The sequence below is a fragment of the Streptomyces sp. NPDC046303 genome (assembly GCF_055588085.1).
The window spans coordinates 1-25,888 of the sequence record NZ_JBVJFA010000036.1; the positions used below are offsets into that span (position 1 = coordinate 1).

A 25,888-nucleotide genomic window follows, 5' to 3' on the forward strand; every position below is an offset into this window, starting at 1 on the left:
TTCGACATCGACGCCAACGGCATCATGCACGTCACGGCCAAGGACCTCGGCACGGGCAAGGAGCAGAAGATGACCGTCACCGGCGGCTCCTCGCTGCCCCGCCAGGACATCGACCGGATGATCCGCGAGGCCGAGCAGCACGCCGAGGAGGACCGCCGCCGCAAGGAGGAGGCCGAGACCCGCAACAGCGCCGAACAGCTCGTCTACCAGACCGAGAGGCTGCTGCGGGACAACGAGTCCAAGATCCCGGCCGACCTCAAGTCCGAGACGGAGACGGCGATCGGGGACCTGAAGGAGAAGCTCAAGGGGCAGGACACGGCAGCCATCCGCACGGCGACGGAGCGCGCCGGCGCCGTCGCACAGAAGATCGGCAGCGCCCTGTACGAGAGCGCCCAGACCGCCCAGGGAGCTGCCGCGGGCGGTGGCGGGCCGGCATCCGACGCGGGGTCGTCGACGCGCACGGATGAAGAGGTCGTGGACGCCGAGATCGTCGACGACGAGAGCCCGAAGGGAGATGCCCGATGAGCCGCCCGAAGTCTCCCCGAGGACCGCGAAAGCAGCCACCCCCGATCGTGATCAGGGACAAACGGCGCATCGATCCCGTCACGCTCGAGCTCAGAGCAGCAGCGGACAGCGGCACTCCCGAGCACACCGGGAGCGGCGGCGGTGGCCACGGAACGCCGGGCGCCTCCCCTGCGGAAGGCAGCACGGTGCGGAGCGAGCTCGCCGAGCGAACCGCCGACTTGCAGCGCCTGAAGGCGGAATACGACAACTACCGCAAGCGGGTGCAGCGGGACCGCCTGGCGATACGGGAAATCGCGGTCGCCAACGTCCTGCACGGGCTGCTGCCCGTCCTGGACGCGATCGACCAGGCGCGCGAGCACGGCGAAACCGACCCCGGCCTGCGAGCGGTCGCGGACGTGCTGGAAACCCAGCTCGCCACGCTCGGCCTTCAGGAGGTGGGCTCGCCCGGAGAACCCTTCGACCCCACGCGCCACGAAGCGATCTCGTACCGGCAGTCCGACAAGGTCGACCAGCCCACCTGCACCGCCGTGCTCAGACGCGGCTACCGCGTCGGACAACACCTCCTGCGTCCGGCACAGGTGACGGTGAGCGAGCCCCCCGAGCACGCACGGCCCGGCCGGATCACGGCCGATACCGATACCGATGTCGGTGCCGGTGCCGAGAGCGGCACCGGCACCGGCCAGGACTGAGCGACGTCAGCAGCCCGCAGCCGCGGCGGCTTCCTCGCGGGCGGACAGTTCCACTTGTCCCGGCTGGGTGTGCTCGGTGGAGCCCAGCAGGGGTGCGCCCCGCCGTTCGGGCCGGTGACGGGCCACGTCGGCGACCTTCTCACGCGGCGTGCCGGCTGCACCGGGTGCTGCGGGAATGCGCCTGCGCGCCAGGAGGCGGCCTACCCATTGTCGGCCGCACAGCGGGCACGGTGAGGCGCCGGCAGGGGTGTACGGGGAGGGTACGGGGATGCCGTCGCGGGAGAAGTACTCCCAGGTACCGCCCTCGTCGCTGTACTGCTGGACGTCGTAGTCGATACTCCAGTCGTACCAGCACCGGCCGCACGTGAATTCCACGCGTTCCAATGCCATGTCGGTGATCATATCCTGTCGCCTCCCTTCGACGGCCGTTCTCCCTACGCTATCGATATACCCGCACCGGACTGCCTTGACAACCTCAGCCAAAGGCTTTATGACGGGTGAAGAAGAGGGGTCGCTCCGGCTATTCCGGAGGTGAGGGGAATGAGCGGCTCTCGCCGGTCGCGCGACCATTACGCCGTCCTCGGACTCCGGGCGGAGGCGTCGCCGGAGCAGATCACCAGCGCCTACCGCATGCTGGTCCGCACCCTCCACCCCGATGCCCGCCCCAGCGGGTCCGCGGCCGAGGCGGAACTCGCCGAAGTCATCGACGCCTACCACACCCTGCACGATCCACTGCGACGGTCCGCCTACGACGCCGAGCGCCGTCAATCGCCGCAGGCCGCAGGCCGCCCGGTACGCATACCCGTACGCGTGAGACCCTCGGCGGAGCGCCTGTATGCGCGACCTGCGGCAGACCCTCGTAGGGGCGTATACCCGAGGGCATCGCAGCCGTACGAGGAACCGTTCGAGCGCCTCATAGCCTGGCTGCTTTACGGGATATAGCCCTCTCAATGGCCATGGGTCTTATGCGGTGCCACCGGAATTCGGTCGGTATTGACATCGTTTCGCAGTCCTGAAGAAGCGGCTATTCGTCATCCGCGAAGTGGCGGACGACGGTGTCGGGGCCGGGACTCATGAGGGTCTCGTGTCCGTCCTCGAACCGGACCCGGTACGGCGGGCTCCCGTTCTCTCCCAGGACCTCGATGACCTCGGCCGTCCGGTCGTGCTGACCCACGATCCGCCCGTGCACCACGATTCTGTCGCCCACGCTGGCTTGCATACCGCATCTCCGTTCCGAGGCTGTGATGGCCTCCGCCGGAATACCCGGCCAGGCCGTGAGCCATGCCCGGCGTCACCCGAACGTGGCCCCGGCGCCGCCGCTTGACCGTGAAGACCCCACGAGAGCAGCAGCGTTATGACACTCGTCATACCCCCATGGTAGGCTCGGTTTATAACAGTCGTCATAGGGAGAATCGTGACCGTCATCACCGTGAACAGCTCGAAGGGGCGCCTGAGCCCGGAGCAGCGCCGCAAGCTGGCCGAGACGCTGACGGACGCCGTGCTCGTACCGGAGGTCGGCCGGTTCGCGCCGGCCGCGCGGGTCGGGTTCCAGGTGCACTTCACCGAGCGCGAGGCCGACGCGATGGCCATCGGCGGCCGACTGCTGGCGGATGCGGGACCGGACGCCGACGCGATGGTGATCGACGTGACGGTCATGGACGGCGACTGGCGCCAGGAGGTCCGCAGCGAGGTCATCACGCGCGTCCTGGCCGCGATGGCCGACGCCTGCGGCGTGGCGGAGCCGTCGCCGACCTGGTGGGTGACCTTCCGCGTGATCGACGAGGGGAGCTGGGGCTCGCGCGGCGCCGTCCTGTCCGTCCTCTCCCTCCTCGACACCGGCGTGTTCACCCCCGAGAAGGCCGAGGCCGTCCGCACCGCGCTCGGCACGTGACGGGCGCGCGGCCGGAGCCCCCGCCCGTTCACCGGGCAGGACGCCGGCCGCGCTGCGGTGATCGCGGCCGACGCTCCGCCGTCAGCCGTCGATCGCGGCGGCGATGAGGGTCTGGAGCTGCGCCGCGGTGCGGTCCAGAGGCTCGGTGCTGCGCTTGGCGCGGCAGAGGGCCACGGTGCCCTCGACGGCCGCGACGATGAGCGTGGCGACCTGCGCCGCCTGCTCGGCGCCGGCGCCGTGCTCCCGCAAGGAGTCGGCGAGCAGGCCCTCCCACTGGTCGAAGACCTCGGCCGCGGCAGCCACGGCGGGCGGGACCTCGTCGGCCGGGGGTTCCTCGATGGCCACGGCCAGCACGGGGCAGCCGGCGTGGAAATCGGTGTCGACGACGATCTTGCGCCACAGGGCGAGGAAGGCGCGCAGTCCGGCGGCGGGACCCGCCTCGAGTTCCTTGCGCAGACTGCGGGCGACCCATTCGCCCGTGTAGCGGACGGCTTCCGTCGCCAGCTGCTGCTTGCCCTCGGGGAAGTAGTGGTACGTCGAGCCGAGCGGCGCCTTGGCGTGCTTGGCCATCTCCCGGATGCTCGTCGCGCTCAGCCCGCGCCTGCTGATCATGTCGGCCGCACCGGCCACGATCCGCTCGCGGGACGGGGTACCGCCGCTGCTCTTGGCCACTCGTGCACTCTCCTCTGGCTATAACGATCGTCATAGTCTAGCCTCACCTTCGTTATGACGATCGTTATAACGAGTTCGAGTTTCGAGGACCGAGGAGCTGCCATGCCGATGATCCGGTTGACCGTCCCGAGCGGCGCCCTGACCGATCAGGGGCGCGCGACGATCCAGCGAGATCTCGCCGCCGTGCTGCTGCGGTGGGAGGGCGTGCCCGACACCGCCTTCTTCCGGGCGCAGGCGTGGAGCTACCTCGCCGAGCTGCCCGAGGGCGCCCAGGGAACGGCCGAGGACGACGCGCCCCGCTTCCTCGTGGAGGTGACGGTTCCGCAGGGGGCGCTGTCGGAGCGGCGCAAGGCGGGCCTGGTCGAGGAGGCCACCGCCACCGTGCTCGCGGCCGCCGGCCTGGCCCCGGCCGAGGCGCTGCGGGTGTGGGTGCTCGTTCACGAGCAGCCCGACGGCACCTGGGGCGCGGGCGGCTCCGTCGTCCGGTACGCCGACCTCGTCGCCCTGGCGAAGGGGCGGCAGGCCGATGCGTGAACTGACCTACGTCGCACGTCGCACGGTGGAATGGCGCGAGGCACCCGACCCCGCGGTCCGGTCCGCCCAGGAGGCGATCGTCGCCCCCGTCGCCGCCACCTCCTGCGACGTGGACTCCGCCATCCTCGCCGGGCACACCACGTGGCGGCAGCCGCATATTCGGCACAGCATCGATCCGCCGTTCGCCCTCGGACACGAATGCGTGGCCCGCGTCACCGACATAGGCGACCAGGTGTCCAGCGTGGCCCCGGGCGACCTGGTCGTGGTGCCCTGGTCCATCAGCTGCGGCACGTGCGCCCACTGCCGCGGCGGGCTCACCGCCCACTGCACCTCGGTCCCCCCTATGGCGATGTACGGCGCGCCGATCGGCGGGAGCTGGGGCGGACTCTTCTCCGACCTGGTGCGCGTGCCGTACGCGGACGCGATGCTCGTCCCGCTGCCCGCCGGCCTCGACCCGGTCGCCATGGCCTCCGCCAGCGACAACTGGTCCCTGGCCTGGCGCCTGGTCGCCCCGCACCTGAAGGCCCGGCCGGGCGGCCGGGTCCTGGTCGTCGCACGCGGCAGCATCGGCCTGTACGTGTGCGACATCGCCCGCGCGCTCGGCGCCGGCGACGTCCTGTACGTCGACCCGGACGCCGAACACCGCCGTCTCGCCGAGAGCTACGGCGCTCGCACGGCCGAGGCGATCGAGCCGATCCGGCACGGATTCGACCTGGCCGTCGAAGCCACCGGCCGCGTCGACCAGCTCGCCCTCGCCGTCGGATCCCTTGTCCCGGAGGGCATCTGCGAGTCCGCCGGCAACCACTTCCGCCCCGGCGAACTCCCCCTGCTCGACATGTACCTCACCGGAGTCACCCTGCGCATCGCCCGCGACAACGTACGCGCACACATCCCCGACGCCCTCGGCCTCGCCTCCTCCGGCAACGTCTCACCCGAACGCGTCGTCTCCCACGTCCTCGACTGGGAGCAACTGCCGGACGCGCTGCCGGAGAAGCACCTCAAGCCCGTCTTCGTACGCGACATCACCCCGACCCCGGCCCCGGCCCCGGCCCCGGCCCCGACGTGACCCACCCACCCCCGGCGGCCGTACGCGGCCATGCAACGAGAAGCCCGATGACATCTCCCCTGCCGCACCACCTCACCCACAGCGCCGGCGCCCCTCCTGAGCAGCGAGACGAGGAGGAACTGCATCGGCAACGGACGCCACGACTACGACGTGGTCCTGGACAGCCTGGGCGGCGAGACGCTCGAGAGATCCCTGCATGAAGGCCAGCGGCGACCAGCTGCGCCGCCTCACGCCGCTGATCGACGGCGTCTTCCCCTTCGGCGAGACCCGGCAGGCCCTGGAGTGCGTCGAGAAGGGCCGTGCGAAGGCCGGCAAGGTCGTCGTCGCCATGCGATGAGAAGGGTTTGGCGCCGGCGATTGCGGATAGCCGCCGGGTGAGGCACCCAGACGTGCCCGTCAACGGTCGGCCTCGCCCGTCGGGGCTGCACCCCGACCCGGAGGCGCACGATGATCACGAACCGCGAGCACGACGCCCAGGAGCGGCGCGGCACGCTGCTCCCGGATGCGGGGGCCATGCTGGACGAGCACGGCCGGCCGCCCGGCGTGCCCTCCCGTACGGGAACCGGATCGGGGCCCGCAGCCGATCCCGCGCGCGTCGAGGAGGCACGGGCACAGGAGAAGCGCGGCCCGGCCGAGTCCGAGGTGAACGTACTGGTCAGTCACTGCGACCGGGCGGACGCCGCGGCCGTGCTCGACGTCCTGGCGGAGGCGTTCCCCGGGACGACCCCGCCGGCGGCGCAGGCCGCCGGGACCGGAGCGGCTCCGATCATCTGGTCGACGACGGTGGACGTCCGCAGCCGGGCGCCGGGCGCGAGTCCGCGGGGCCGGCCGGCTTCACCCGTGACCGCCGAGCTGGACGGCGCCGCCGAACCGGTACGCCAGGTCCGTGCCGTACTGGAGAGCGCCTTCGCCGGCGAGCACCTCGGCACCGTTTCCGGGGAGCACGAGCTCCAGGTCGGTCTGCGGCTGAGCGCCCGCCCGGAGTGATCCGAAGGACGCACGGCTTCACCGCGCGGCACAGTGGGGGCATGACCACTTACGAGACGATGCCGTTCCACCTTGAGACCGAGCGGCTGATCCTGCGGCCGTGGGCCGAGTCGGACGCCGCCGCGTTCTGCGCGCTCCTCTCCGAACGGGGCAAGGGGACCCCTGCCGTGGAGCACATCCGGACTTCCATCGCGGAGCTGCTCGCCGCGACGGCGACCACGGGGATCGCCCTGTTGCCCATCCAGCGCCGTGACGAAGGCGACTTCATCGGGTACTGCGGGCTGATCATCGGCCGCTCCACCCTGGAGGAGCCGGAAATAGCGTACGAGCTGTTCCAGCGTGCGCAGGGGCGCGGTTACGCCACCGAGGCGGCCGGCGCGGTGCTCGATGCCGCTGTCGCGACCGGGCGGAAGCGGCTCTGGTCGACCGTCGGTACGTGGAACACGCCCTCGTTGCGTGTCCTTGAGAAGCTCGGGTTCGAACGGGATCGCGTTTCCACCGAAGACAACGGCGAAGTGGCGTGGCTCACCCGCTCGTTGCCGTGAGGCGGGAGCGCGCTTCTATCCGTATCGGCGCAGTTCGTGGAAGAAGCTGTCGATGACGTGCAGTTGGCCGGTGCGGGCGGCCTCGTCGTGGACGTGTTTGCCCACGGCGAGGTCGAGCACACCGAGGCCGAACGGTGAGAACACCACGGGCCGGTCGTGCGGGAGTTCCGCCCGGCCGGTCGTGACGTCGTGCAGCGTGCCGGTGAGGAACTCGCGGGTGCCGGTGAGCTGTTCGGCCAGGTGGGGTGAGGTGTCGGCTTTGAGGCAGTGCTCGATGTCGTCGACGATGTTGGTCGAGGCGAGCAGGATTTCGGGGGCGAGGTCGCGCAGCGACACGTGCAGGACCAGGGGGTTGTGGTCGAACCATGCCGGGTCGGTGATGTGTGGCCGGTCGGCGATGGTCGCGAAGACGAGCAGGTCGCTGGAGCGGATCAGCTGCTCGGGGCTGTCGTGCACGGTGATCCGGGCGGCCGTACCGGTGTCTCCCAGGTAGCTGCGGAAGCCGGCCGCGCTGTCGGCGCTGATGTCATGCACGCCGATGTCGTCGAAAGTCCAGCCGGTTGCCGTCAGGAAGGTGTGGATGTAGCGGGCGATGAGGCCCGTTCCGAAGAATCCGACCCTGGCCGGACGCGTCCGGCGGCCCCGGCTGAGCCGGTCGGCCGCCGAGGCGGCCATCGCGGCCGTGCGGGTGGCGCTGATGATGGAGCTCTCCAGGCAGGCGAACGGGTAGCCGGTGTCGGGGTCGTTGAGGATCAGCACCGCCGAGGCCCTGGGGATGCCTGCCTGCACGTTGCCGGGGAAGCTGGAGATCCATTTGAGGCCGTCCACCCGCGCCTGTCCGCCGATCGAGGCGGGCAGCGCGATGATGCGGGCGGCCGGGCGGTCGGGGAAGCGCAGGAAGTACGACGGCGGGTTCACCGACTCCCCGGCGGCGTGGAGGTCGTAGGTGGCCTCGACCAGCTCCGTGATCTGCTGCTCCTGGCCCTGGAGGACGTCCTGGACCTGGGCTCCGGAGATCACGGCGAACGGGGGTACCGCGATCGGGGACGTGGTCATCGGGTGCTCCCCTCGGGGGCTGCGGTGGGGGTGGGCGGGAAGGGGGCCGGGGGCTGGGGTTCGGCCATGGCGACGAGGACCTCGCGGGGCGGCTCGTACGGTTCCCTGCTGTGGGCGGTGCGGATGTTGTCGATGAGCATGAGGTCGCCGGACTGCCACGGCTCGCGGACGGTGTGCTCGTCGTAGATCGTGTTGATCAGCTGGACCACGTCCTCGCCGATCGGGTCGCCGTCTCCGAAGCGGGTGTTGAACGGGAGGGCTTCGGGGCCGTAGACGTCGACGAGGTACTCCCGTACTTCGGGCGCCAGCGTCCACTCGTTGAGGAACGCGATCTGGTTGAACCAGCAGCGCCGACCCGTGGCCGGATGGCGCACCACGGCCGGGCGGCGCTGGCGGGTACGCAATGAGCCGTCGCCCTGCCAGGCGAACTCGATGGCGTTGGCGTGGCAGTAGTGCTCGACGGCTGCCCGGTCGTCCGTGCCGAACGCCTCGGTCCAGGAGGCGCCGATGTCGTCGTTGTAGGTGCGGGTGAGCAGCCAGCCCTCCCGTTCGAACCGCTGGACGAGTTCCGGCGGCAGTGCGTCCAGGACGGTGGCGGAATCCGCGAGTGCGGTGGCTCCGCCGATGGTGGGCGCCGTCGGGCAGGCCAGCAGCAGCAGACCGGGAGGCCGGTGGGTGTAGCTGAGCTCGTGGTGCATGCACATGGGCTGGTTGGCGGGCCACGCCGTGGAGGAGTACACGGCGGGGGCGTAGGTCTCACGGCGGCCGAAGGCTTCGGTGTCGGTCATCAGGGCGGGGGTCAATCGGCCGAAGACGGAGGTCACTTGGGCGGTGTCGCCCAGGCCGAGCCCGCGGACGAGTACGGCGCCGTGTTCGGTGACGAGGTCGCGCAGGGTGTGTCGGTGTTCGGCTGCCCAGGCCGGTGGATCGGCCGGGGCGGGGGTGGGGGCGTGCAGGATCGGGGGTTTGCCGGGATGCAGGTCCACGCGGGGTGCGGACGCGGCAGCGGGCACGGGGCGGGGGCTGATCGGGGTGGGGGCGGTGAACGACATGGTCGTGGTCCTTTCGTCGGTGTGTGTGGGGGGAGGAGGCCGGAGGTCAGGGTGAAGCCGGCTGGGTGGTGGGGCGCTGGTGGAGTGGGGTGTCCAGGAGCCGGGCAAGATCGGTGAGGACGGGGTGGCGGGTGACATCCGCGGGGGACACGGCGCGGTCCAGGGTGACGGCGAGTCTCACCGCCGAAAGGGAGGTGCCGCCTCGGCCGAAGAAGTCGTCGCGCCGGTCGATCCGGTCGTGCGGAATGCCGAGCACGCTCGCCCAGGCGGCCGCCAGCCGCTGTTCGGCAGGGGTACGGGGCGCTTGGACCTCGTCCTCGGCGGAGTGGAGTTGCGCGGCCAGCGCTGTCAGGGCTTTGCGGTCGATCTTGCTGTTGGCGGTCAGCGGGAGGCTTTCCCGCCAGTGCACGGCCGAGGGGACCATGTATCCGGGCAGCGACGCGCACAGCCGGTCCAGCAGGATGCTGCTGTCGATCGGGTGCGGGGCGGTGTAGTACGCCACCAGGTGGGTGCTGTGGTCCGGCCGTTCGGTGACCACCACGGCGCTGTCGCGGACTCCCGGTGCGCGGAGCAGCGTGTTCTCGATCTCGCCGGTCTCGATGCGGAAACCGCGGATCTTGACCTGGTGGTCGCGGCGCCCGAGGAATTCCAGCTTGCCGTCGAGCCGCCAGCGGCCGACGTCGCCGCTGAGGTACAGGCGGCTGCCCTTGCGGTGCGGATCGGCGAGGTAGGCCGGCCGGGTGCGTTCGGGGTCGTTGACGTAGCCTCGGCCGACGCAGACCCCCGAGAAGGCGATCAGGCCGGGCGCGCCGAGCGGCACCGGGTTGAGGTGAGCGTCGACGACGTAGAGGTGCACGTTGTTGACGGGTCGGCCCAGCGGAACCCGGTCGCAGTCCGGTGTGCGGTCCATGACCTCGTGGTTGGTGTCGTCGCTGGTCTCGGTCAGCCCGTAGGCGTTGACGAGCTTGATGTGGGGCTGGGCCATGAACCAGCGCTGGGCGAGCTCCTTCTTCAGTGCCTCACCCGTGACCGACACGTAGCGCAGGTCCGGGAGCGTGCGGGGGTGCTGCTCGAGATGGGACAGGACGACGTCGAGGTAGGAGGGGACGACCTGCAGCACGGTGACCCGGCCGCGGGCGACGGTGTCGACGAACCGTGAGGCGTCGAGGATCGCTTCCTGCTCGATCAGCAGGGTCCGCCCGCCCACCAGCAGGGGGGCGAGCAGTTGCCACAGCGAGATGTCGAAGCACTGGGGCGCGGTCTGGGCGACCACCTGCCCTTCGCCGATCTCGAGGTCGTCGACTTTGGCGTACAGGTGGTTGAGCATGCCCTCGTGCTCGCACATCGCGCCCTTGGGCTCGCCCGTCGAGCCGGAGGTGAAGTAGATGTAGGCCAGTTGGCCGGGTGCGACGTCGATACCGAGATCGGTTCCGCCATGCTCCTGGCCGTAGGCGGTGTCGACGAACAGCGTCCGGACCGCGGGCTGGGATGCGAGGGCCGGCTGGAGGGTGGGGGCGGTGGCGGTGGCGGCCGGGTGTGTCATCGCGATCCTGCATCCGGCACGCGCCAGCATGGCTTTGATGCGTTCGGCCGGCAGGTGCGGCTCGACGGGCAGGTACGCGCCGCCGGCTTTGAAGACGGCCAGGACGGCGGCCAGCCAGTCCAGGTCCCTCTCCATCGCCACCGCAACCACCCCTTCAGGGTGCAGCCCTTGGGCCCGCAGGGCGCGGGCCAGCCGGTTGGCGCGGGTGTTGAGCTCCTGGTAGGTCCACTTCCGGTCGCCGTGCTGGGCGGCGACGGCGTCCGGGTGCTGCCGTACGCGCTGCTCGAACAGCTCGTGCACCCGGCGGTCGGGCAGGTCTCGGCGCGGCCCGGCGAGGCCGTGGAGCTGGAAGCGGAGCTCTTCGGCCGACACCAGGCTCTGGCGTGCGTGATCGGCGTCCGGGTCGGCGGCGATCAGGGCGAGCGCGGTCAGGTGGTATCCGGCGATGCGGGCAGCGCAGTCCGCGTCGAGGACGTCGGTGCGGTAGCGCAGCCGCAGCGTCAGCCGTCCGTCGTCGTGGCGGACGATGCCCGTCCACAGCGCCGCCGGGGCCGCGGCCGCGGTGCTGCCGCCCGCGGCCCGGGCGGGGGCCGGCGTGACGTCCGTGCCGGGGAGGGCGCCGCTGATGCCGGTCGGGTCGAGCACGGTCTCGAAGGCGGGTTCCGTCAGGCCGAGTTCGCGGCTGAGGTCGTCGACGGGGAAGTCCTGGTGGGCCTGCAGGTGCGCGATGGTGTCGCGGGTGTGCAGCAGCAGGGCCCGCCAGGAGCCGGGCTCGGTCGTCAGCCTGCACGGCAGGGGCCGGCCGCCGGCAGCGGCGACGTAACCGGTGGTGACCTCCTGTTCGCCGCTCAGCGCAGCCAGCACCTTCGCGTGGGCGGTCAGCAGCACGCAGTGCAGCGGAACCTCCAGGTCGTCTGCCCGTCGGGGCAGTGCGGTCGCCAGCCCGGCCGGTACCGGTGTCTCGTACTCGGCCACGCCCTCAACCGGCATCCGGGTCCATCGGGGAAGGGGTGTGAAGCCGCTGCCGGCGGCCAGGACGCCGTGCCAGAACTCGCTGCTGGTGGATGCGTGGGGTTTCACGGGGGTCTCTCCTGTTCCGGTGAAGGTGTGGTGGGGCATCAGAAGCCGCCGAGGGCGTGCGGGGCGTGGGCGCCGGACGGGCGGGCCGGTGGCGTTGCGGGGGGTGTCGGGGTGGTGTGGTCGGACAGCTGCCGGGCCGGGTTTCCCGCCCACCGGGCCCCTTGCGGGACCTGCTCGCCCTTCATGAGGAAGGAGTCGCAGGCGAGCTCCACGCGGTCGGCGAGCGTCACGCCGTAGTGGACGAACGCGCCGACGCCCAGGGTGCAGCCGTCACCGATCGCGGTGCGGTCGGACTTGAAAGCGCCGTCCTCCTGCGAGTGGCACTGGACCACCGTGCCCGCGTTGAGCGTGCAGTCGTCGCCGATGGTGACGAGGGTCCGCTCCGGGAAGAAGCAGCCGTCGTCGAAGACCCTCTTGCCGATCCGCGCGCCGAGCAGCCGCCACACGACGTTCTTGAACGGTGTCCCGTCAAAGATCCGCGCGTAGTCCGCCGACGCCATCTTCCAGAAGCGCTCATGCCGCCAGAACGACGGCTCGTAGATCGAGCAGTACAGGGGTTCCTGGGCCCTGAAACCGGTGGCGGCCCGTTCGACCAGCGTGAAGTGGACGACGGTGACCAGCAGTGTGAGGACACCGGCCAGCGCGAACGCCGACGCACCCAGCGAGGGGTAGAGGGCTTTGGCGCCGAGGGCGACGAGGAGCACGGCGAAGACGTGGATCCACCGCACCATCAGGTACAGGCCCGCCGTGACGGCATTGTGCCGGTTCTTGGCGGCCAGGCGCCGGCGCAGCTCGCTGCCGCTCTCCAGGTCCTGGAACCGGGTGTCCCGCATCACCGTGCGCGGAATGGCGAAGGCAGGCGAGCCCAGCAGGCCCACGTTCTCCCGTACCGCTCCGTCGACCGGGACCATCACCTTCGTCGCCAGCAGACAGTTGTCACCGGTCTTGGCCTGCGAGGGGTAGGCGATGCGGTTGCCGAGGAAGCTGTGGGCTCCGATCGAGACCCGGGACAGCCTGAAGGACGTGTTGGAGTAGTCGGCATTGATGACCGACAGCCCGTCGGCGACCATCGTCCTGCTGCCCACGGAGCTCAAGAACGGGCTGTCGTGCTTCACTCCGGTACCGAAGTTCGAACCGGTCTGTGTGGCCCGGGACAAGTCGTAGCCGAGGTAGCGCAGGTAGTGGACGATCGCGGAGCTGTCCCCGAACAGCGTGGTGAAGAACTTCCTGTTGGTCAGAAGCGCGATGGCCCGATGGAGACCGTAGTGGAAGCCGTAGAGCGGATGGACCGTGTCCGGCTTCACCCACAGGTTGAGCAGGCGCGGCACCACTCCCTGGACGACCAGCCCGGCCAGAACGGCGCCGAAGAACAGCACGAAGGACGCGGCCAGCGCACCGAGGTAGAACGTCCCGCTGGTGAACGCCGAAGTTCCCTCCGGGAGCGGCGTGTTCAGCTGCGCGAGCGGGCCCAGCAGCACGGTGACGCCGCCCGTGGCCAGCGGGAGGTACACCAGCAGCAGGGCGAGCAACTGCCCGACGGTGTAGCGGACTTTCCTGGCGGTGGAGCAGTCGGCGGCACGGACCGTACGGAAGTCCGTACGGGTGGGCTCGGCCGGTGACCCGTGCCAGCGCTCGCCGGCGGGGACGGTCTGACCGGCGTGCAGGCTGGAGGCGTGTCCGAGCTGGGCCCCGCCGCCCATCGACGTGTCGATGTCGAGGACGGTCTGTTCGCTGACGAGGACGTTGCTGCCGAGAGTGACGGGGCCGGTCTGGATGAGACCGGCGTGTGCGCGGTAGCAGGAGAAGAGCACGTCCTTGCGGATCACCGTTCCGTCGCCGATCGTGAGCAGATCGGTGCAGACGGGGAGGTGCGAGGAAAAGACGGCGACGTTGCGCCCGATCTTCGCGCCCAGCGCCCTGAGATACGCGGCGTACAAAGGTGACCCGGTGAACAGACGGGCAGGACTCGTGCGGATCAGGGTCTTGACCAGCCACCAGCGCACGTAGGTGAGGCTCCAGACGGGGAACGCGCGGGGCGTGAAACGACCGATGAGGGCCCACTTCGCCACGATCGGCAGCATGCACAGGCCGGCGAAGCCCGCGCCGCCCACCAGGACGGATCGCAGGTACACGTCAAGGACACCGGTGCCGGCGCCGATCCACTCGAAGCCTCGGACCGCGGTCAGGGCAGCGAGGGAGGAATAGCCGAGGAACACCAGGAACTGCAGCGTTCCGCACAGCAGGTACTGCGCCGTGCCCGCCCGCGCCACCGCGCTGGGCGCCGCGGCAGACGCCGGTGCCGAGGCCGGGGCGGGCGGAGGGGCAGCGGGCTGGACGGGCACGGAGGCGGGCGCGGGGACGGACGCGGGCGCGGGCACGGAGGCGGGCGCGGGCACGGACGCGGGCGCGGCATGGGAAGGCTCGGAGGGTGCGGTACGCGTGACCGCGGTGGCCAGGCTGTCGACCGTGGGGTGCCGATAGACGTCCTTCATCGATACGGGCGGCAGGTGCGCCTGCTTCCTGACCCGGGCGCAGAAGCCCGCCATCACCATCGAATCAGCGCCCAGATCAGCGAAGAAGTCGCGGTCTCCCCTCACCTCCTCCACACCCAGGACATCGGCCAGCACCTCCGCGAGGAGCCGCGCCGTCTCGGCCGCCGGGCCCCCGGATGTGCCGGGCGGACCGGCGGTCCAGGTGTCGGTGGATGTGTCTGCCATGTCTGCTCCTCGATGACGTGTGCCGGGCGGCTCCCGCGGTCCGTGGGGGTCGGCGTCCGCCAGGCGCGACGCCGCCCCTCCAGTAGGCCGTGTCGGCAGATGTCCGTCATGCCGCTGGATCTCGTGACTTGACACCACGCCCCGCCGCAGTACGGCGCCCTTCTGAGTCACCGTGCGACCACTGTCCGTCAACGGCGCCCGTTGAGGGCGAGCGGTCCCTGCCCGAGCCAGTGATCACACCTGATGTCAAGTCCCGACATTCGGTGACATGACACATACGCGGTCAGCCCGCGTACTGGAGGAGTCCCTAAGGCGTGCCGGAAGGCGGCGTCTTCCCCGAGCCGCCCCCACGCAGGCCGGCGGCACCAGGCGCCGCCGTGAGCGCACACCAAGGAGGCGACCCATGCCGGTCATATCCACCCCAGAGGCATTCATCCAGGACGACCTCTACGTCGACCTCGAGGCGATCACCGGGCACCGGCTCTTCCTCAAATGCGAAGGATTCAACTTCGCGGGGTCCGTCAAACTCAAGGCCGCCACCGCGATGGTCGAGGCCGCGGAACGCGACGGCCTCCTCACCCCCGGCTCCATCCTGGTCGAGTCCTCATCCGGCAACCTCGGCGTGGCGCTGAGCATGATCGCAGCGAGCAGGGGCTACCCGTTCGTGTGCGTGACCGACTCCCGTTGCAACCTGGCGACCCGGCTGCTCCTGGAAGCCCTCGGCAGCCAGGTTCACATCGTCACCGAGCCCTCCCCCACCGGCGGCCTGCTCGGCGCCCGCATCGACCGCGTCCGCGCCCTGTGCGCCTCCGACGACCGCTACGTATGGCTCAACCAGTACACCAACCCCCACAACCAGACTGCTCACTACCGCACCACCGCACCGGCCATCGCCCGCGCCTTTCCCGAGCTCGACGTCCTCTTCATCGGGGCCGGCACCACCGGGACCCTCATGGGGTGCGCCCGCTACTTCCGCACCTGGCACCGCCCGGTACGCATCGTCGCGGTCGATACGGAGGGCTCCGCCACGTTCGGGCACACGCCGGGTCGCCGCATGATCCCCGGCCTCGGCACCAGCATCCGCCCCCCGCTCCTCGACACCTCCTACGTCGACGACGTGGTACACGTCAGCGAATCCGAGACGATCCGCACGTGCCACCGGCTGGCCCGCCACGGCTTCGTTTTCGGCGGCTCCACCGGCACCGTCGTCAACGGCGCCACCCAATGGCTGGCGCAGCGGGAACAGCAGGTGACCGCGGTCGCCATCGCCCCCGACCTGGGCGAGCGCTACCTCGAAACCGTCTACCAGGCCGACTGGGTGCAGGACCTCTACGGCGAGGACGTCCTCCGCCCGCAGACCGTCGCCGCCACCGCGGCCTGACCCGCCGAGCGTGCCCCGGCGCGACCCGCGTACGGCCATTCGGCCCGCGTCCTCCTCAAGGAGGGCATCGGGCGTGGCCGGGCGGGATGCGGGGCAAGCATGATCCCCGTACGACCGTTCCCGAGGAGGAGATGCCGTGCGTGTCGCGACACTGGCCGGCGGCCCCGCAGAACCGAGGCCCCGCCCGGTCCCGTACCCGAGGGATGCGGCGGTGGCGCGGTGACGGCGGAGGGCGGCGGGATCCCGCCCCGGGGAGCCTTCGAGGGGCTGCTCGCCGAGGCGCACGCCGCCCTGCCCGGCATGGTGGCGCTGCGCCGGAGCATCCACCGCTTCCCCGAGCTGGGCCGGCAACTGCCCCGCACGCAGCAGGCCGTCCTGGAGGCACTGGCCGGACTGGGGCTGGACCTGACCACCGGCACGCGCCTGAGTTCCGTCACGGCCACGCTCGAAGGCGCCCGGCCCGGTCCGACGATCCTGCTGCGCGCCGACATGGACGCCCTGCCCGTGGACGAGGAGACCGGTCTGGACTTCGCCTCCGGGGTGCCGGGCGCCATGCACGCCTGCGGTCACGACACCCACACCGCCATGCTCGTCGGGGCGGCCCGGCTGCTCGCGGCCCGCCGCCCGCAGCTGAACGGTCGTGTCGTCTTCATGTTCCAGCCGGCGGAGGAATCCGGCGGCGGGGCCCGGCACATGATCGACGAGGGGGTGCTGGAGACCGCCGACGGCAGCGGCGTCGCGGCCGCCTTCGCCCTGCACATCACCACGCGTTTCGACAGCGGCACCGTGCACCTTCGGCCGGGGCCGACCTTCGCCGCCTCCGACGGGCTGCACGTGACCGTCCACGGCCGCGGCGGACACGCCTCGACACCGCACCGGGCACTCGACCCGGTCCCCGTCGCCTGCGAGATCGTCCAGGCCCTGCAGTCCATGGTCACGCGGACCGTCGACATCTTCGATCCGGCCGTGGTCACCATCGCCTCGATCCACGCCGGGACGACGGGCAACGTCATCCCGGAAACCGCCGAGATCCACGGCACCTTCCGCACCCTCTCCCCCGCCACCCGACAACTGGTGCGCGACAACATCACGCGCGTCAGCCACCATGTCGCCGCTGCCCACGGAGCCCGCGCCGAGGTCACCCTGACCGAGGGATACCCGCCCGTCGTCAACGACGCCGCGTGCACGGCGGCCCTCCACGACACCGCGGCCGCGCTGCTCGGACCCGATCGGGTCCACCGGCTGCCCGAGCCGTTCATGGGCGCCGAGGACTTCTCCTACGTCCTGCAGCACGTGCCCGGCACGATGGCCTTCCTCGGGGCGCGCCCTCCCGGCGTCCCCGCCGCACAGGCACCCGACTGCCACTCCCACCGCGTCGTCTTCGACGAGGCCGCCCTGGCGACCGGAGCGGCCCTCCACGTGGCCGCGGCCCGGTCGATGCTCAATGGCTTGACCGATGAACCAGCGGCAACGTAGTTTCGGGCGCAACCGACTCGTGAGCTGCTGGAAGGAGGCGAAGCCGGATGCCGACCATCTCCGAACTGCCTCGCCCCTCCCACCAGACCGCCTGGACTCCGGGTCGTGTAGCACACGGCTGTTGAGCAGCCCTTTTCCGGCGTGCCCACTGTGCGGCCCCGGCATCTTCCCTTCTCTGTCACCGCCTACGGCACGTTTTTGCGTGCCGCTGTGTTGCGCTGCGGGTTCTCGAGCCGCGCGACCGAAAGAGAAAGCTCCTGAAATGGCGACTACGAAAGTCAGATCGACCGCGCGCCGGAATGAGGACGTGCCATGGTAGCGGCGCGGATCACGGTCAACGGAAAAGAAACACCGATTTCACCGGCCGCACCGCACACCTCGGTGCTGGATTTTCTGCGCGAGCGCGGCCTCACCGGCCCCAAGGAGGGCTGTGCGGAGGGTGAATGCGGGGCGTGTTCGGTCCTGGTGGCCCGTCCCGGGGTGAGCAAGCCCACGGATTGGGTGGCGGTCAACGCCTGCCTGGTCCCGGTCGCGGCCCTCGACGGTCAGGAGGTCGTCACCTCCGAAGGCCTCGCCCCCGCCGGCCAATCCGGCACGCCGGCCGCCGCGTTGCACCCCGTGCAGGAGGAGATGGCCGTCCGCGGCGGATCCCAATGCGGTTACTGCACACCGGGATTCGTGTGCAGCATGGCCTCCGAGTACTACCGGCCCGACCGCTGCACGCCCACGGACCCGCACTCGGCCGAGAGCACCGGCTCCGAACACGGTTCGAACGGCTTCGATCTGCACGCGCTGAGCGGAAACCTGTGCCGCTGCACCGGATACCGCCCGATCCGCGACGCCGCGTTCGCCGTCGGCGCGCCCGCCGAGGACGACCCGCTGGCGCGGCGCCGCGAGCAGTCCCCACCCGAACCGGTCGCCACCGCGTACCGGCAGGACGACAGCGCGTTCCTGCGGCCGAGCACCCTGGCCGACGCGCTGCGGCTGCTGCGGGAGCGGTCCGACGCGGTCGTGGTCGCCGGCAGCACCGACTGGGGCGTGGAGGTCAACATCCGTTCCCGCCGGGCGAATTGCGTGGTCGCCGTCGACCGGCTGCCCGAACTGCGGGAGCTGCGGGTCGGATCCGACCACGTCGAGATCGGGGCGGCGCAGACTCTCACCGAGATCGAGCGCCGGCTCGACGGCAGGATCCCGCTGCTCGCGGAGCTGTTCCCGCAGTTCGCGTCCCGGCTCATCCGCAACAGTGCGACCCTCGGCGGCAACCTGGGTACCGGCTCCCCCATCGGCGACAGCCCGCCGGTGCTGCTCGCGCTGGAGGCGTCGCTCGTACTCGCCGGCGCCGACGGTGAGCGTGAAGTCCCCCTCGCCGACTACTTCACCGGATACCGGCAGAGCGTGCGCCGTCCCGGCGAGCTGATCCGCGCGGTGCGCATCCCGCTGCCCCTGTCGCCGGTCACGGCCTTCCACAAGATCGCCAAGCGGCGCTTCGACGACATCTCCAGCGTGGCGGTCGCTTTCGCGCTCGACATCGAGGACGGGACCGTCCGCAAGGCACGCATCGGCCTGGGCGGCGTGGCCGCCACCCCGATCCGCGCCCTCGCCACCGAGGCCGCCCTGGAGGGCGAGCCCTGGACGGCCGAGACCGTCGAGGCCGCAGCCGAGGTGCTGCGGGCCCAGGGCACGCCGATGGACGACCACCGCGCGAGCGCCGCCTACCGTTCGGCGATGCTCGGCCAGAGCCTGCTGAAGCTGTACGCGCAAACCACCGAGGCGGTGTCGTCATGAGTCATTTGTCCGAGCGCCCCGAAATGCCGGTGGTCGGTGTTCCGATGCCGCACGAGAGCGCCGGCCTGCACGTCACCGGCACCGCGCTCTACACCGACGACTTGGTCCACCGCACCAAGGACGTACTGCACGCCCACCCCGTCCAGGTCATGAAGGCCCACGGCAGGATCACCGCGCTGCGTACGGAACCCGCGCTGGCCGTGCCCGGCGTGGTCCGCGTGCTGACCGCTGCGGACGTGCCCGGCGTCAACGACGCCGGTATGAAGCACGATGAACCGCTGTTCCCCGACGAGGTCATGTTCCACGGGCACGCGGTCGCCTGGGTGCTCGGCGAGACTCTGGAGGCGGCCCGGCTCGGTGCGGCGGCCGTCGAGGTGGAACTCGACGAACTGCCCTCCGTTATCACGCTGCAGGACGCGATCGCGGCCGGCTGTTTCCACGGTGCCCGGCCCGTGATGCTGACCGGCGACGTCGACGCCGGATTCGATGACTCCGCCCATGTGTTCACCGGAGAGTTCCAGTTCTCCGATCAGGAACACTTCTATCTCGAGACGCACGCGGCCCTGGCCCTCGTCGACGAGAACGGGCAGATGTTCGTCCAGAGCAGCACCCAGCATCCCTCGGAGACCCAGGAGATCGTCGCGCACGTCCTCGGCCTGCACAGCCACGAGGTGACCGTGCAGTGCCTGCGGATGGGTGGCGGCTTCGGCGGCAAGGAGATGCAGCCGCACGGGTTCGCGGCCGTCGCCGCGCTGGGCGCCAAGCTGACCGGTCGGCCGGTTCGGGTGCGGCTCAACCGGCCGCAGGACCTGACCATGTCCGGCAAGCGCCACGGGTTCCACGCCGCGTGGAAGATCGGCTTCGACGCCGAAGGGCGCATCCAGGCCCTGGACGCCACCTTGACCGCGGACGGTGGCTGGAGCCTGGACCTGTCCGAGCCGGTGGTGGCCCGCGCGCTGTGCCACATCGACAACACCTACTGGATTCCCCACGCGCGCATCGCCGGTCGCATCGCCCAGACCAACAAGGTCTCCAACACCGCCTTCCGCGGCTTCGGCGGACCGCAGGGCATGCTGGTGATCGAGGACATCATGGGCCGGTGCGCGCCGCTGCTCGGCCTGGATCCGATGGAACTGCGGGAGCGCAACTTCTACCGGCAGGGCCAGTCCACACCGTACGGGCAGCCGGTCACCCACCCCGAACGGATCTCCACCGTCTGGCGGCAGGTCCAGGACGACGCGGGCTTCACCGAGCGCAAGCGCGAGATCGCCGCCTTCAACGCCGCGCACCCGCACACCAAGCGGGCGCTCGCGGTCACCGGTATCAAGTTCGGGATCTCGTTCAACCTCACCGCCTTCAACCAGGGCGGCGCGCTGGTCCTGATCTACAAGGACGGCTCGGTCCTGATCAACCACGGCGGCACCGAGATGGGGCAGGGCCTGCACACGAAGATGCTGCAGGTGGCCGCGACCACGCTGGGCATCCCGCTGCACAAGGTGCGGCTGGCCCCGACCCGAACGGACAAGGTGCCCAACACCTCCGCCACCGCCGCCAGTGCCGGGGCGGACCTCAACGGCGCGGCGGTGAAGAACGCCTGCGAACAACTGCGCGGGCGGCTGCTGCAAGTGGCCGGCACCCGGTTGGGTGTGAACGCCTCGGACGTGCGCATCGTCGGGGGCGTCGCGCGGGCCCTCGGCAACGACACGGAGCTGGCCTGGGACGACCTGGTGCGTACCGCGTACCTCCAGCGGGTCCAGTTGTCGGCGGCCGGTTTCTACCGGACCGAGGGTCTGCACTGGGACGCGAAGGCCTTCCACGGCTCCCCGTTCAAGTACTTCTCCTACGGGGCCGCCGCCACAGAAGTGGAGGTGGACGGCTTCACCGGCGCGTACCGCATCCGGCGGGTGGACATCGTGCACGACGTCGGCGACAGCCTCTCCCCGTTGATCGACATCGGTCAGGTCGAGGGTGGTTTCGTGCAGGGCGCCGGCTGGCTGACCCTCGAGGACCTGCGCTGGGACACCGGTGACGGGCCGCACCGCGGCCGGCTGCTGACCCAGGCCGCCAGCACGTACAAGCTGCCGAGCTTTTCGGAGATGCCCGAGGAGTTCAACGTCAGGCTGCTGGAGAACGCCACCGAGGAGGGCGCGGTCTACGGGTCCAAGGCGGTGGGTGAGCCTCCGCTGATGCTGGCGTTCTCGGTACGAGAAGCGTTGCGGCAGGCCGCCGCGGCGTTCGGGCCCGTCGGAGTCAGCGTGGAACTCGCCTCCCCCGCGACACCCGAGGCCGTGTACTGGGCGGTCGAAGCAGCTCGCGGGGGCGGCGTACGGCGCAACGGCCACGCTCGCAACGGCAGCGGGATCCCCACCGACACCGGCACGAGTGCCTTGAGCAATGCCTGACATGACGTGGGTGGCCGCGGTCGCGCGGTTGCGGGCCCGCCGGGAACCCGGCGTGCTCGTGACCGTCGCGACCGTGCGCGGCCACGCCCCGCGCCGGGCCGGTGCCAAACTCGTCGTCGGACGGACCGGGACCTGGGGCTCGATCGGCGGTGGCAACATAGAGGCCGTCGCGATCGACCGGGCGCGCGAGCTGAACGGCACGCCCGATCCGGAGCCGGAGCTGATGGAGTTCGCCCTCAACGACAAGGTCACCGGACGCCACGGCGTGCAGTGCTGCGGCGGGGCCGTCAGCGTCCTGCTCGAGCCGTTGCCGGTGGTCCCGTCCGTGGCGGTCTTCGGCGTCGGACACGTCGGACTGGAGCTGGCGCGCATCCTCGCCCGCCAGGACATGGACCTCCACCTGATCGACACCCGCCCCGACGTGCTCACCGGCGAACGGCTCGGCGTGCTCGCGGATGCGGTGGCACAGGTCCACGTACACCACACCCCGCTGCTGCCTGAGGAGGTGCTCGCCGAACTGCCGTCCGGCACCCACGTCCTGATCATGACCCATGATCATGCCGAGGACGCCGCCCTGTGCGACGCCGCCTTGCGCACCGCCGGTCTCGGCTCGATCGGATTGATCGGATCGGCCGCCAAATGGGTGCGGTTCCGGCAACGCCTGGCCACCGAGGGCGGCCACGACGCCGCCGCCATCGAACGGATCAGGACGCCGATCGGCATGACCGGCATCACCGGCAAGGAACCCGCCACGATCGCGGTGAGCGTCGCGGCAGACCTCCTCCGGACCTTCGAACAGGACCGCCACCGGGCATAGCCGGTGGGGAGCGCAAGCCGCCGGGCCCCGACCTGGGAGAGTAGGTCGGGGCCCGGCCCGTCAGCGGCCGTGGGCCGCGCGGTCAGCGCCGGAAGGTGTCCTTGACGTCTTCCTTGGCATGGCGGGCCTTGCCCTTCGCCTGTTCGGCCCGGCCCTCGGCAATCATGCGTTCGTTGCCGATCGCGCGGCCGATGGCCTCCTCGGCCTTGCCCTTGGCCTGTTCGGCGCGCGCCTTGCTCTTCTCGGTGCCCGACATGGGACCTCCTCGTGACGTACCGGATTGGTCGTGACCCGCTCCTGCTCGCACTCGCCGCCCGCAAACCCCCTTCGTGTCATGAAGGGTGGGCAGGAGCCCGGCTGGGCGTGGGTTCACCGGGCCGGGCGGCTGGTCAGCGCGGTACTCGGATGCCGTCGATGATGCGCGTCCAGTTGTCGCTGCCGTGCCCGTCCGCGAGGGCGCGCCGGTAGTGGGCCCGCACAGCCAACGGGAGCGCGAGGTCGAGGCCGAGTGACGTGCTGGTCTCGACGATGTGGTCGGCCGTCGCACCCATCATGGCGACCGTGCTGAGGTCGCCGGGATGCTCTCCCGCGTCGAGCGCGGCGCCGGGCTTCTCTTCACCGGCCCTCAGGATGTCGCCGATCGAGTCGGCGGCGGCGAGCAGCTCCGGCAGCACTTCCCCGGCCTTCATTCCGGCAGTACCCAGCATCGCGGTGGCCTGCATCAGCCCCGACAGGGTGGTGAGGAACACCGTGAGCTGGGCTTGATACATCATCTGGGCGAGGCCCGGGTCCTCACCCAGATACCTCGGTGTTCCGAGCAGTGACAACGCCGCCCCGTGGTTCTCCATCACCTCGTGGGGGCCGCTGTAGTACACGTAGGCCGCCTCCGTGCCGACCATCGGCGCCGGGACCATGACGCCTCCGGCGAGGAACGCCGCGCCGTGGCCGGCTGCCCAGGCCGCTGCCGCACGCGTGCGGTCGGGGGTGTCAGAGCTCAGGTTGACCAGCGTCCGCCCGGCGAGCGACGCGATGGCGCCGCTGTCGAGGATGTCGTACATCACCTGGTAGTCGGTGAGGCTGAGGATGACGAGGTCGCTCGCCTCGACCGCCTCCCTGGCTGTCGCCGCCAGTGTCGCCCCGTCACCGACGACGCCGGCGGCCCGACTCGCGGTGCGGTTCCATACGGTGACCGGGTGGCCGGCGGCGAGGAGCGTTCGGGTCATCGCCTGTCCCATCGGGCCGAGCCCGATGACGGTGACGGCCCTGTTCTTCCTGGTGGTGTGGTTCTCTCGTTCGTTCACCCCTCCATGCTCCGAGAGCACCACTAGGCTGGGAAGTACCCACTATTTTCTGCGGTACTCACCTTTTGGTAAGGGGGTCAGGGATGGCCAAGGCACCGAGGCGCGGTCCCTATATCTGTGGCATCGACGCTGCGCTCGACGTGGTGAGCGGCAAGTGGAAGGGGCTGATCCTCTGGGAACTCGACACCCATCGCGTACGCCGCTTCGCCGAGCTCCGCCGCGGGCTGCCCGGAGTGAGCGAGAAGATGCTCACCCAGCACCTGCGGGAGATGGAGGAAGACGGGCTCGTGCACCGGGAGGTCTATGCCGAGGTGCCGCCCCGGGTGGAGTACTCCCTGACCGAACACGGGCGCACGCTCAACCAGGCGCTCGGGCCGCTCGGCGCGTGGGGGGCCGAGCGGATGCGTCGCGAAGGCTTCGAAACGGTCGCCGCAGGGGCTGTCGAGCAGTTGCCTCATTCGGCGATGCGGTAGCCCACCCCGGGGGTCGTCGTGATGACCGGGGGGCCGCCCAGTTTGCGGCGCAGGCGGCCCACCGTGACGGTCACGGTGTTCGTGAACGGGTCGGCGTTCTCGTCCCAGACCTGTTCGAGGAGGTTTTCGGCGCTCAAGAAGCCCGGGCTGGCGCGCAGGAGCGCCTCCAGGACGGCGAACTCCTTGACCGAGAGGTCCAGCAGGCGGCCGGCCCGGAGGGCGGTACGGCGGACCGGGTCGAGTTCGAGGCCGGCGGCGCGCAGCGTGCGCGGCCGGGCGGCCGGCCTGCGGCGGGCCAGGGAGCGGATGCGCAGGATCAACTCCGGGAAGTGGAAGGGCTTGCCGAGGTAGTCGTCGGCGCCGAGGGTGAGGCCGCTGACCCGGTCGTCGGGCGCCCCGGCCGCGGTGAGCATCAGCACCATCGCGCGATCGTCCTGCTCGGTGATCATCTGGCAGAGCGTGTCGCCGTGGATGCCGGGCAGGTCCCGGTCCAGGAGCACCACGTCGTACGTGTTCACCTCGAGCTTCGCGGCAGCGCTCAGGCCGTCGTGCGCGAGGTCGACGGCCATCCCCTGATCGCGCAGTCCCTCGGCGACGACCTCGGCGAGCGACCGGGCGTCCTCCACGACCAGCACCCTCACGGAGTCGTCCCTTCTTCCGGGCCGGCCGCCGGGGGCAGCGCCGCCGCGACCCGCAGGCCGCCCTCCGGCCGGGCGTACAGGGCGAGGTGGCCGCCGTGCGCGGCGACGATCGCCGCGACGATCGACAGCCCGAGGCCGGACCCCTGCTCCGACCCGGTCCGGTCGGCGCCCAGCCGCTCGAACGGCTGCGCCAGCCGGTCCACCTGGTCCTGCTCGAGGACCCGACCGCCGCTCTCGACCACCAGGCGCGTCCCGGTGTCGTCGTGCTCGGTGGAAACACGGATCCAGCCGCCCGCCTCGTTGTGCACGATCGCGTTGTCGAGCACGTTCTCCACCATCCGGGACAACAAGGCCTCACTGCCCCGTGTCCAGGTGTCCGGCCGCAGCTCGCCGCCCACGGTCAGGCTCTTCGCGGCGATGTCGGCGGCCCGGGCCGCCAGCGCCTGCGCCGTGAGCCCGCCGAGCGGCACGGGAGCCCGGGCCCGCTCGGCGAGGGCGCCGTGCTGCGCCCTGGCGAGGACGAGGAAGCCGTCCAACAGGTGGTCCACCCGGTCGAGTTCGGCCCGTACCCGGTCGGCGAGCGCGACGGTCTGCGCCGCGGGCTCCGGTTTGGCGACGGCCACGTCGAGCGACGCCCGCATCGTCGCCAGCGGTGTGCGCAGCTCGTGGGATGCGTTGCCGACGAACCGGCGCTGCGCCGTGAACGAGGCTTCGAGGCGTTCCAGTAGCCCGTCGACCGTATCGGCGAGCTCCTTGACCTCGTCGGCGGGTCCGGACACGGCGAGCCGCTGGTGCAGATTCTCCGCGGAGATCCGCCGCGTCGCCGCGGTGATCGTCCGCAGCGGGCGCAGGACACGGCCGGCCAACGCCCGGCCGAGCAGGAGCGAGACGCCCGCCATCACGATGAGCGCGATCAGCGAACCGGCCAACAGGCGGCGGGACTGGAGCACGTGCACCTGCGCGAGCTGCGTCTCCAGGTCGCGGATGTGCTGTTCGGCGGCGGCAAGGCCGGGCTGCCCGGACTGGCCCGGCTGGCCTGGCTGCCAGGGCGGCGGCGACTGGCCGGCAGCGGCGGTGGTCGACCGGCTGCCGGACAGCAGGTAGGTCAAGGCGAGCAGCCCTGCTCCGGACGCGAGGAACACGACGGCGTACAGGATCGTGAAGCGCGTTCCGACGGTCCCGCTGCGCCGCATGCCCATGGTTCCTCCGGTTCCTCGCACGGCCCGCCGCCCGTGTCCCGCACCCAGGATGCCGC

Annotated in this window: 25 protein-coding genes and 1 pseudogene; 15 read left to right on the forward strand and 11 right to left on the reverse strand. The window is 70.9% G+C overall.

Annotation, left to right across the window (positions count from 1 at the left end; genetic code table 11):
* Positions 1–525: Hsp70 family protein (locus ACZ6I1_RS28995; RefSeq protein WP_469291849.1), on the forward strand; the 525-nt coding region annotated here is incomplete at its 5' end.
* Positions 522–1,214, forward strand: a complete 693-nt coding sequence (grpE, locus tag ACZ6I1_RS29000; protein WP_469291850.1) for a nucleotide exchange factor GrpE — start codon at positions 522–524, stop codon at positions 1,212–1,214. The genes ACZ6I1_RS28995 and grpE, both read left to right, overlap by 4 nt.
* 6 nt (positions 1,215–1,220) lie before the next feature.
* Here the strand turns inward: grpE and ACZ6I1_RS29005 are convergent, their stop codons facing one another.
* On the reverse strand, positions 1,221–1,604 hold the full coding sequence (locus ACZ6I1_RS29005) for a hypothetical protein (RefSeq protein WP_469291851.1): 384 nt from the start codon (positions 1,602–1,604) through the stop codon (positions 1,221–1,223).
* Positions 1,605–1,754: 150 nt separating this feature from the next.
* Here ACZ6I1_RS29005 and ACZ6I1_RS29010 point away from each other — a divergent pair, with 150 nt between their 5' ends.
* A complete protein-coding gene (locus tag ACZ6I1_RS29010; protein ID WP_469291852.1) occupies positions 1,755–2,156 on the forward strand; it encodes a J domain-containing protein in 402 nt (133 codons plus the stop codon).
* 82 nt (positions 2,157–2,238) lie between these two features.
* Here the strand turns inward: ACZ6I1_RS29010 and ACZ6I1_RS29015 are convergent, their stop codons facing one another.
* Positions 2,239–2,433, reverse strand: coding sequence for a DUF1918 domain-containing protein (locus ACZ6I1_RS29015; RefSeq protein ID WP_469291853.1), 195 nt, complete (start codon positions 2,431–2,433; stop codon positions 2,239–2,241).
* Positions 2,434–2,628: 195 nt separating this feature from the next.
* Here ACZ6I1_RS29015 and ACZ6I1_RS29020 point away from each other — a divergent pair, with 195 nt between their 5' ends.
* Entirely contained in the window at positions 2,629–3,105 is a 477-nt protein-coding gene (locus ACZ6I1_RS29020; RefSeq protein WP_469291854.1) for a tautomerase family protein, read from the forward strand.
* An 81-nt stretch (positions 3,106–3,186) separates the two neighbouring features.
* On the opposite strand, the gene ACZ6I1_RS29025 is transcribed toward ACZ6I1_RS29020, so the two are convergent.
* Entirely contained in the window at positions 3,187–3,777 is a 591-nt protein-coding gene (locus ACZ6I1_RS29025; protein WP_469291855.1) for a TetR/AcrR family transcriptional regulator, read from the reverse strand.
* A gap of 102 nt (positions 3,778–3,879) precedes the next feature.
* Here ACZ6I1_RS29025 and ACZ6I1_RS29030 point away from each other — a divergent pair, with 102 nt between their 5' ends.
* The 5 genes and pseudogenes from ACZ6I1_RS29030 to ACZ6I1_RS29050 all read left to right on the forward strand — a co-directional run bounded on the left by ACZ6I1_RS29030 (position 3,880) and on the right by ACZ6I1_RS29050 (position 6,909).
* Positions 3,880–4,311 (forward strand): tautomerase family protein, encoded by a 432-nt coding sequence (locus ACZ6I1_RS29030; RefSeq protein WP_469291856.1) that lies wholly within the window; start codon positions 3,880–3,882, stop codon positions 4,309–4,311.
* Positions 4,304–5,377 carry a zinc-dependent alcohol dehydrogenase gene (locus ACZ6I1_RS29035; protein WP_469291857.1) on the forward strand — a complete coding sequence of 358 codons (1,074 nt, stop codon included), beginning with the start codon at positions 4,304–4,306 and terminating at the stop codon, positions 5,375–5,377. The genes ACZ6I1_RS29030 and ACZ6I1_RS29035 overlap by 8 nt, the downstream gene beginning before the upstream one ends.
* Positions 5,378–5,573: 196 nt before the next feature.
* Positions 5,574–5,714, forward strand: a pseudogene (locus ACZ6I1_RS29040) (zinc-binding dehydrogenase); the annotation flags it as partial.
* 110 nt (positions 5,715–5,824) lie between these two features.
* Positions 5,825–6,364 carry a hypothetical protein gene (locus tag ACZ6I1_RS29045; protein ID WP_469291858.1) on the forward strand — a complete coding sequence of 180 codons (540 nt, stop codon included), beginning with the start codon at positions 5,825–5,827 and terminating at the stop codon, positions 6,362–6,364.
* A 41-nt stretch (positions 6,365–6,405) separates the two neighbouring features.
* A complete protein-coding gene (locus tag ACZ6I1_RS29050) occupies positions 6,406–6,909 on the forward strand; it encodes a GNAT family N-acetyltransferase (protein WP_469291859.1) in 504 nt (167 codons plus the stop codon).
* 15 nt (positions 6,910–6,924) lie between these two features.
* Here ACZ6I1_RS29050 and sbnB read toward each other — a convergent pair whose 3' ends face one another.
* From sbnB to ACZ6I1_RS29070, 4 genes are all read right to left on the reverse strand, one after another.
* On the reverse strand, positions 6,925–7,965 hold the full coding sequence (gene sbnB, locus ACZ6I1_RS29055) for a 2,3-diaminopropionate biosynthesis protein SbnB (protein WP_469291860.1): 1,041 nt from the start codon (positions 7,963–7,965) through the stop codon (positions 6,925–6,927).
* The gene (locus ACZ6I1_RS29060; RefSeq protein ID WP_469291861.1) at positions 7,962–9,017 is read right to left on the reverse strand and encodes a TauD/TfdA family dioxygenase; all 1,056 of its coding nucleotides are present in this window, start codon (positions 9,015–9,017) and stop codon (positions 7,962–7,964) included. The genes sbnB and ACZ6I1_RS29060 overlap by 4 nt, the downstream gene beginning before the upstream one ends.
* Positions 9,018–9,063: 46 nt before the next feature.
* A complete protein-coding gene (locus tag ACZ6I1_RS29065; protein WP_469291905.1) occupies positions 9,064–11,550 on the reverse strand; it encodes a non-ribosomal peptide synthetase in 2,487 nt (828 codons plus the stop codon).
* Between the two features lie 128 nt (positions 11,551–11,678).
* Complete coding sequence (locus ACZ6I1_RS29070; RefSeq protein WP_469291862.1) at positions 11,679–14,357, reverse strand: Pls/PosA family non-ribosomal peptide synthetase; 2,679 nt, start codon at positions 14,355–14,357, stop codon at positions 11,679–11,681.
* Positions 14,358–14,760: 403 nt separating this feature from the next.
* Here ACZ6I1_RS29070 and sbnA point away from each other — a divergent pair, with 403 nt between their 5' ends.
* The 5 genes from sbnA to xdhC all read left to right on the forward strand — a co-directional run bounded on the left by sbnA (position 14,761) and on the right by xdhC (position 22,218).
* Positions 14,761–15,738, forward strand: a complete 978-nt coding sequence (gene sbnA, locus ACZ6I1_RS29075; RefSeq protein ID WP_469291863.1) for a 2,3-diaminopropionate biosynthesis protein SbnA — start codon at positions 14,761–14,763, stop codon at positions 15,736–15,738.
* A 219-nt stretch (positions 15,739–15,957) separates the two neighbouring features.
* Positions 15,958–17,214 (forward strand): M20 metallopeptidase family protein, encoded by a 1,257-nt coding sequence (locus ACZ6I1_RS29080; protein ID WP_469291864.1) that lies wholly within the window; start codon positions 15,958–15,960, stop codon positions 17,212–17,214.
* A gap of 312 nt (positions 17,215–17,526) precedes the next feature.
* Positions 17,527–18,999: a xanthine dehydrogenase small subunit gene (locus tag ACZ6I1_RS29085; RefSeq protein WP_469291865.1), complete on the forward strand. Its 1,473-nt coding sequence runs from the start codon at positions 17,527–17,529 to the stop codon at positions 18,997–18,999.
* Complete coding sequence (xdhB, locus tag ACZ6I1_RS29090; RefSeq protein ID WP_469291866.1) at positions 18,996–21,401, forward strand: xanthine dehydrogenase molybdopterin binding subunit; 2,406 nt, start codon at positions 18,996–18,998, stop codon at positions 21,399–21,401. Before ACZ6I1_RS29085 ends, xdhB begins: the two co-directional genes overlap by 4 nt.
* Before the next feature lies 1 nt (position 21,402).
* Positions 21,403–22,218 (forward strand): xanthine dehydrogenase accessory protein XdhC, encoded by an 816-nt coding sequence (gene xdhC / locus ACZ6I1_RS29095; protein WP_469291906.1) that lies wholly within the window; start codon positions 21,403–21,405, stop codon positions 22,216–22,218.
* Between the two features lie 82 nt (positions 22,219–22,300).
* Here the strand turns inward: xdhC and ACZ6I1_RS29100 are convergent, their stop codons facing one another.
* Together ACZ6I1_RS29100 and ACZ6I1_RS29105 are read right to left on the reverse strand one after the other, a co-directional pair.
* Complete coding sequence (locus ACZ6I1_RS29100; RefSeq protein WP_469291867.1) at positions 22,301–22,474, reverse strand: CsbD family protein; 174 nt, start codon at positions 22,472–22,474, stop codon at positions 22,301–22,303.
* A 133-nt stretch (positions 22,475–22,607) separates the two neighbouring features.
* Complete coding sequence (locus ACZ6I1_RS29105; protein WP_469291868.1) at positions 22,608–23,519, reverse strand: NAD(P)-dependent oxidoreductase; 912 nt, start codon at positions 23,517–23,519, stop codon at positions 22,608–22,610.
* A gap of 83 nt (positions 23,520–23,602) precedes the next feature.
* Here ACZ6I1_RS29105 and ACZ6I1_RS29110 point away from each other — a divergent pair, with 83 nt between their 5' ends.
* Positions 23,603–23,992, forward strand: a complete 390-nt coding sequence (locus ACZ6I1_RS29110; RefSeq protein WP_469291869.1) for a winged helix-turn-helix transcriptional regulator — start codon at positions 23,603–23,605, stop codon at positions 23,990–23,992.
* On the opposite strand, the gene ACZ6I1_RS29115 is transcribed toward ACZ6I1_RS29110, so the two are convergent.
* Together ACZ6I1_RS29115 and ACZ6I1_RS29120 are read right to left on the reverse strand one after the other, a co-directional pair.
* Positions 23,974–24,633: a response regulator transcription factor gene (locus ACZ6I1_RS29115; RefSeq protein ID WP_469291870.1), complete on the reverse strand. Its 660-nt coding sequence runs from the start codon at positions 24,631–24,633 to the stop codon at positions 23,974–23,976. The genes ACZ6I1_RS29110 and ACZ6I1_RS29115 overlap by 19 nt on opposite strands.
* Positions 24,630–25,826, reverse strand: coding sequence for a sensor histidine kinase (locus tag ACZ6I1_RS29120; RefSeq protein WP_469291871.1), 1,197 nt, complete (start codon positions 25,824–25,826; stop codon positions 24,630–24,632). The genes ACZ6I1_RS29115 and ACZ6I1_RS29120 overlap by 4 nt, the downstream gene beginning before the upstream one ends.
* Between the last annotated feature and the right edge of the window lie 62 nt (positions 25,827–25,888).

What these genes read in the sequence shown, in the direction of transcription:
- grpE (WP_469291850.1), top strand. Translation starts at nt 522, where the DNA reads ATGAGCCGCCCGAAGTCTCCCCGAGGACCGCGAAAGCAGCCACCCCCG.
- ACZ6I1_RS29005 (WP_469291851.1), bottom strand. Translation starts at nt 1,604, where the DNA reads ATGGCATTGGAACGCGTGGAATTCACGTGCGGCCGGTGCTGGTACGAC.
- ACZ6I1_RS29010 (WP_469291852.1), top strand. Translation starts at nt 1,755, where the DNA reads ATGAGCGGCTCTCGCCGGTCGCGCGACCATTACGCCGTCCTCGGACTC.
- ACZ6I1_RS29015 (WP_469291853.1), bottom strand. Translation starts at nt 2,433, where the DNA reads ATGCAAGCCAGCGTGGGCGACAGAATCGTGGTGCACGGGCGGATCGTG.
- ACZ6I1_RS29030 (WP_469291856.1), top strand. Translation starts at nt 3,880, where the DNA reads ATGCCGATGATCCGGTTGACCGTCCCGAGCGGCGCCCTGACCGATCAG.
- ACZ6I1_RS29035 (WP_469291857.1), top strand. Translation starts at nt 4,304, where the DNA reads ATGCGTGAACTGACCTACGTCGCACGTCGCACGGTGGAATGGCGCGAG.
- ACZ6I1_RS29045 (WP_469291858.1), top strand. Translation starts at nt 5,825, where the DNA reads ATGATCACGAACCGCGAGCACGACGCCCAGGAGCGGCGCGGCACGCTG.
- ACZ6I1_RS29050 (WP_469291859.1), top strand. Translation starts at nt 6,406, where the DNA reads ATGACCACTTACGAGACGATGCCGTTCCACCTTGAGACCGAGCGGCTG.
- sbnB (WP_469291860.1), bottom strand. Translation starts at nt 7,965, where the DNA reads ATGACCACGTCCCCGATCGCGGTACCCCCGTTCGCCGTGATCTCCGGA.
- ACZ6I1_RS29060 (WP_469291861.1), bottom strand. Translation starts at nt 9,017, where the DNA reads ATGTCGTTCACCGCCCCCACCCCGATCAGCCCCCGCCCCGTGCCCGCT.
- ACZ6I1_RS29065 (WP_469291905.1), bottom strand. Translation starts at nt 11,550, where the DNA reads ATGCCGGTTGAGGGCGTGGCCGAGTACGAGACACCGGTACCGGCCGGG.
- ACZ6I1_RS29070 (WP_469291862.1), bottom strand. Translation starts at nt 14,357, where the DNA reads ATGGCAGACACATCCACCGACACCTGGACCGCCGGTCCGCCCGGCACA.
- sbnA (WP_469291863.1), top strand. Translation starts at nt 14,761, where the DNA reads ATGCCGGTCATATCCACCCCAGAGGCATTCATCCAGGACGACCTCTAC.
- ACZ6I1_RS29085 (WP_469291865.1), top strand. Translation starts at nt 17,527, where the DNA reads ATGGTAGCGGCGCGGATCACGGTCAACGGAAAAGAAACACCGATTTCA.
- xdhB (WP_469291866.1), top strand. Translation starts at nt 18,996, where the DNA reads ATGAGTCATTTGTCCGAGCGCCCCGAAATGCCGGTGGTCGGTGTTCCG.
- xdhC (WP_469291906.1), top strand. Translation starts at nt 21,403, where the DNA reads ATGACGTGGGTGGCCGCGGTCGCGCGGTTGCGGGCCCGCCGGGAACCC.
- ACZ6I1_RS29100 (WP_469291867.1), bottom strand. Translation starts at nt 22,474, where the DNA reads ATGTCGGGCACCGAGAAGAGCAAGGCGCGCGCCGAACAGGCCAAGGGC.
- ACZ6I1_RS29110 (WP_469291869.1), top strand. Translation starts at nt 23,603, where the DNA reads ATGGCCAAGGCACCGAGGCGCGGTCCCTATATCTGTGGCATCGACGCT.
- ACZ6I1_RS29120 (WP_469291871.1), bottom strand. Translation starts at nt 25,826, where the DNA reads ATGCGGCGCAGCGGGACCGTCGGAACGCGCTTCACGATCCTGTACGCC.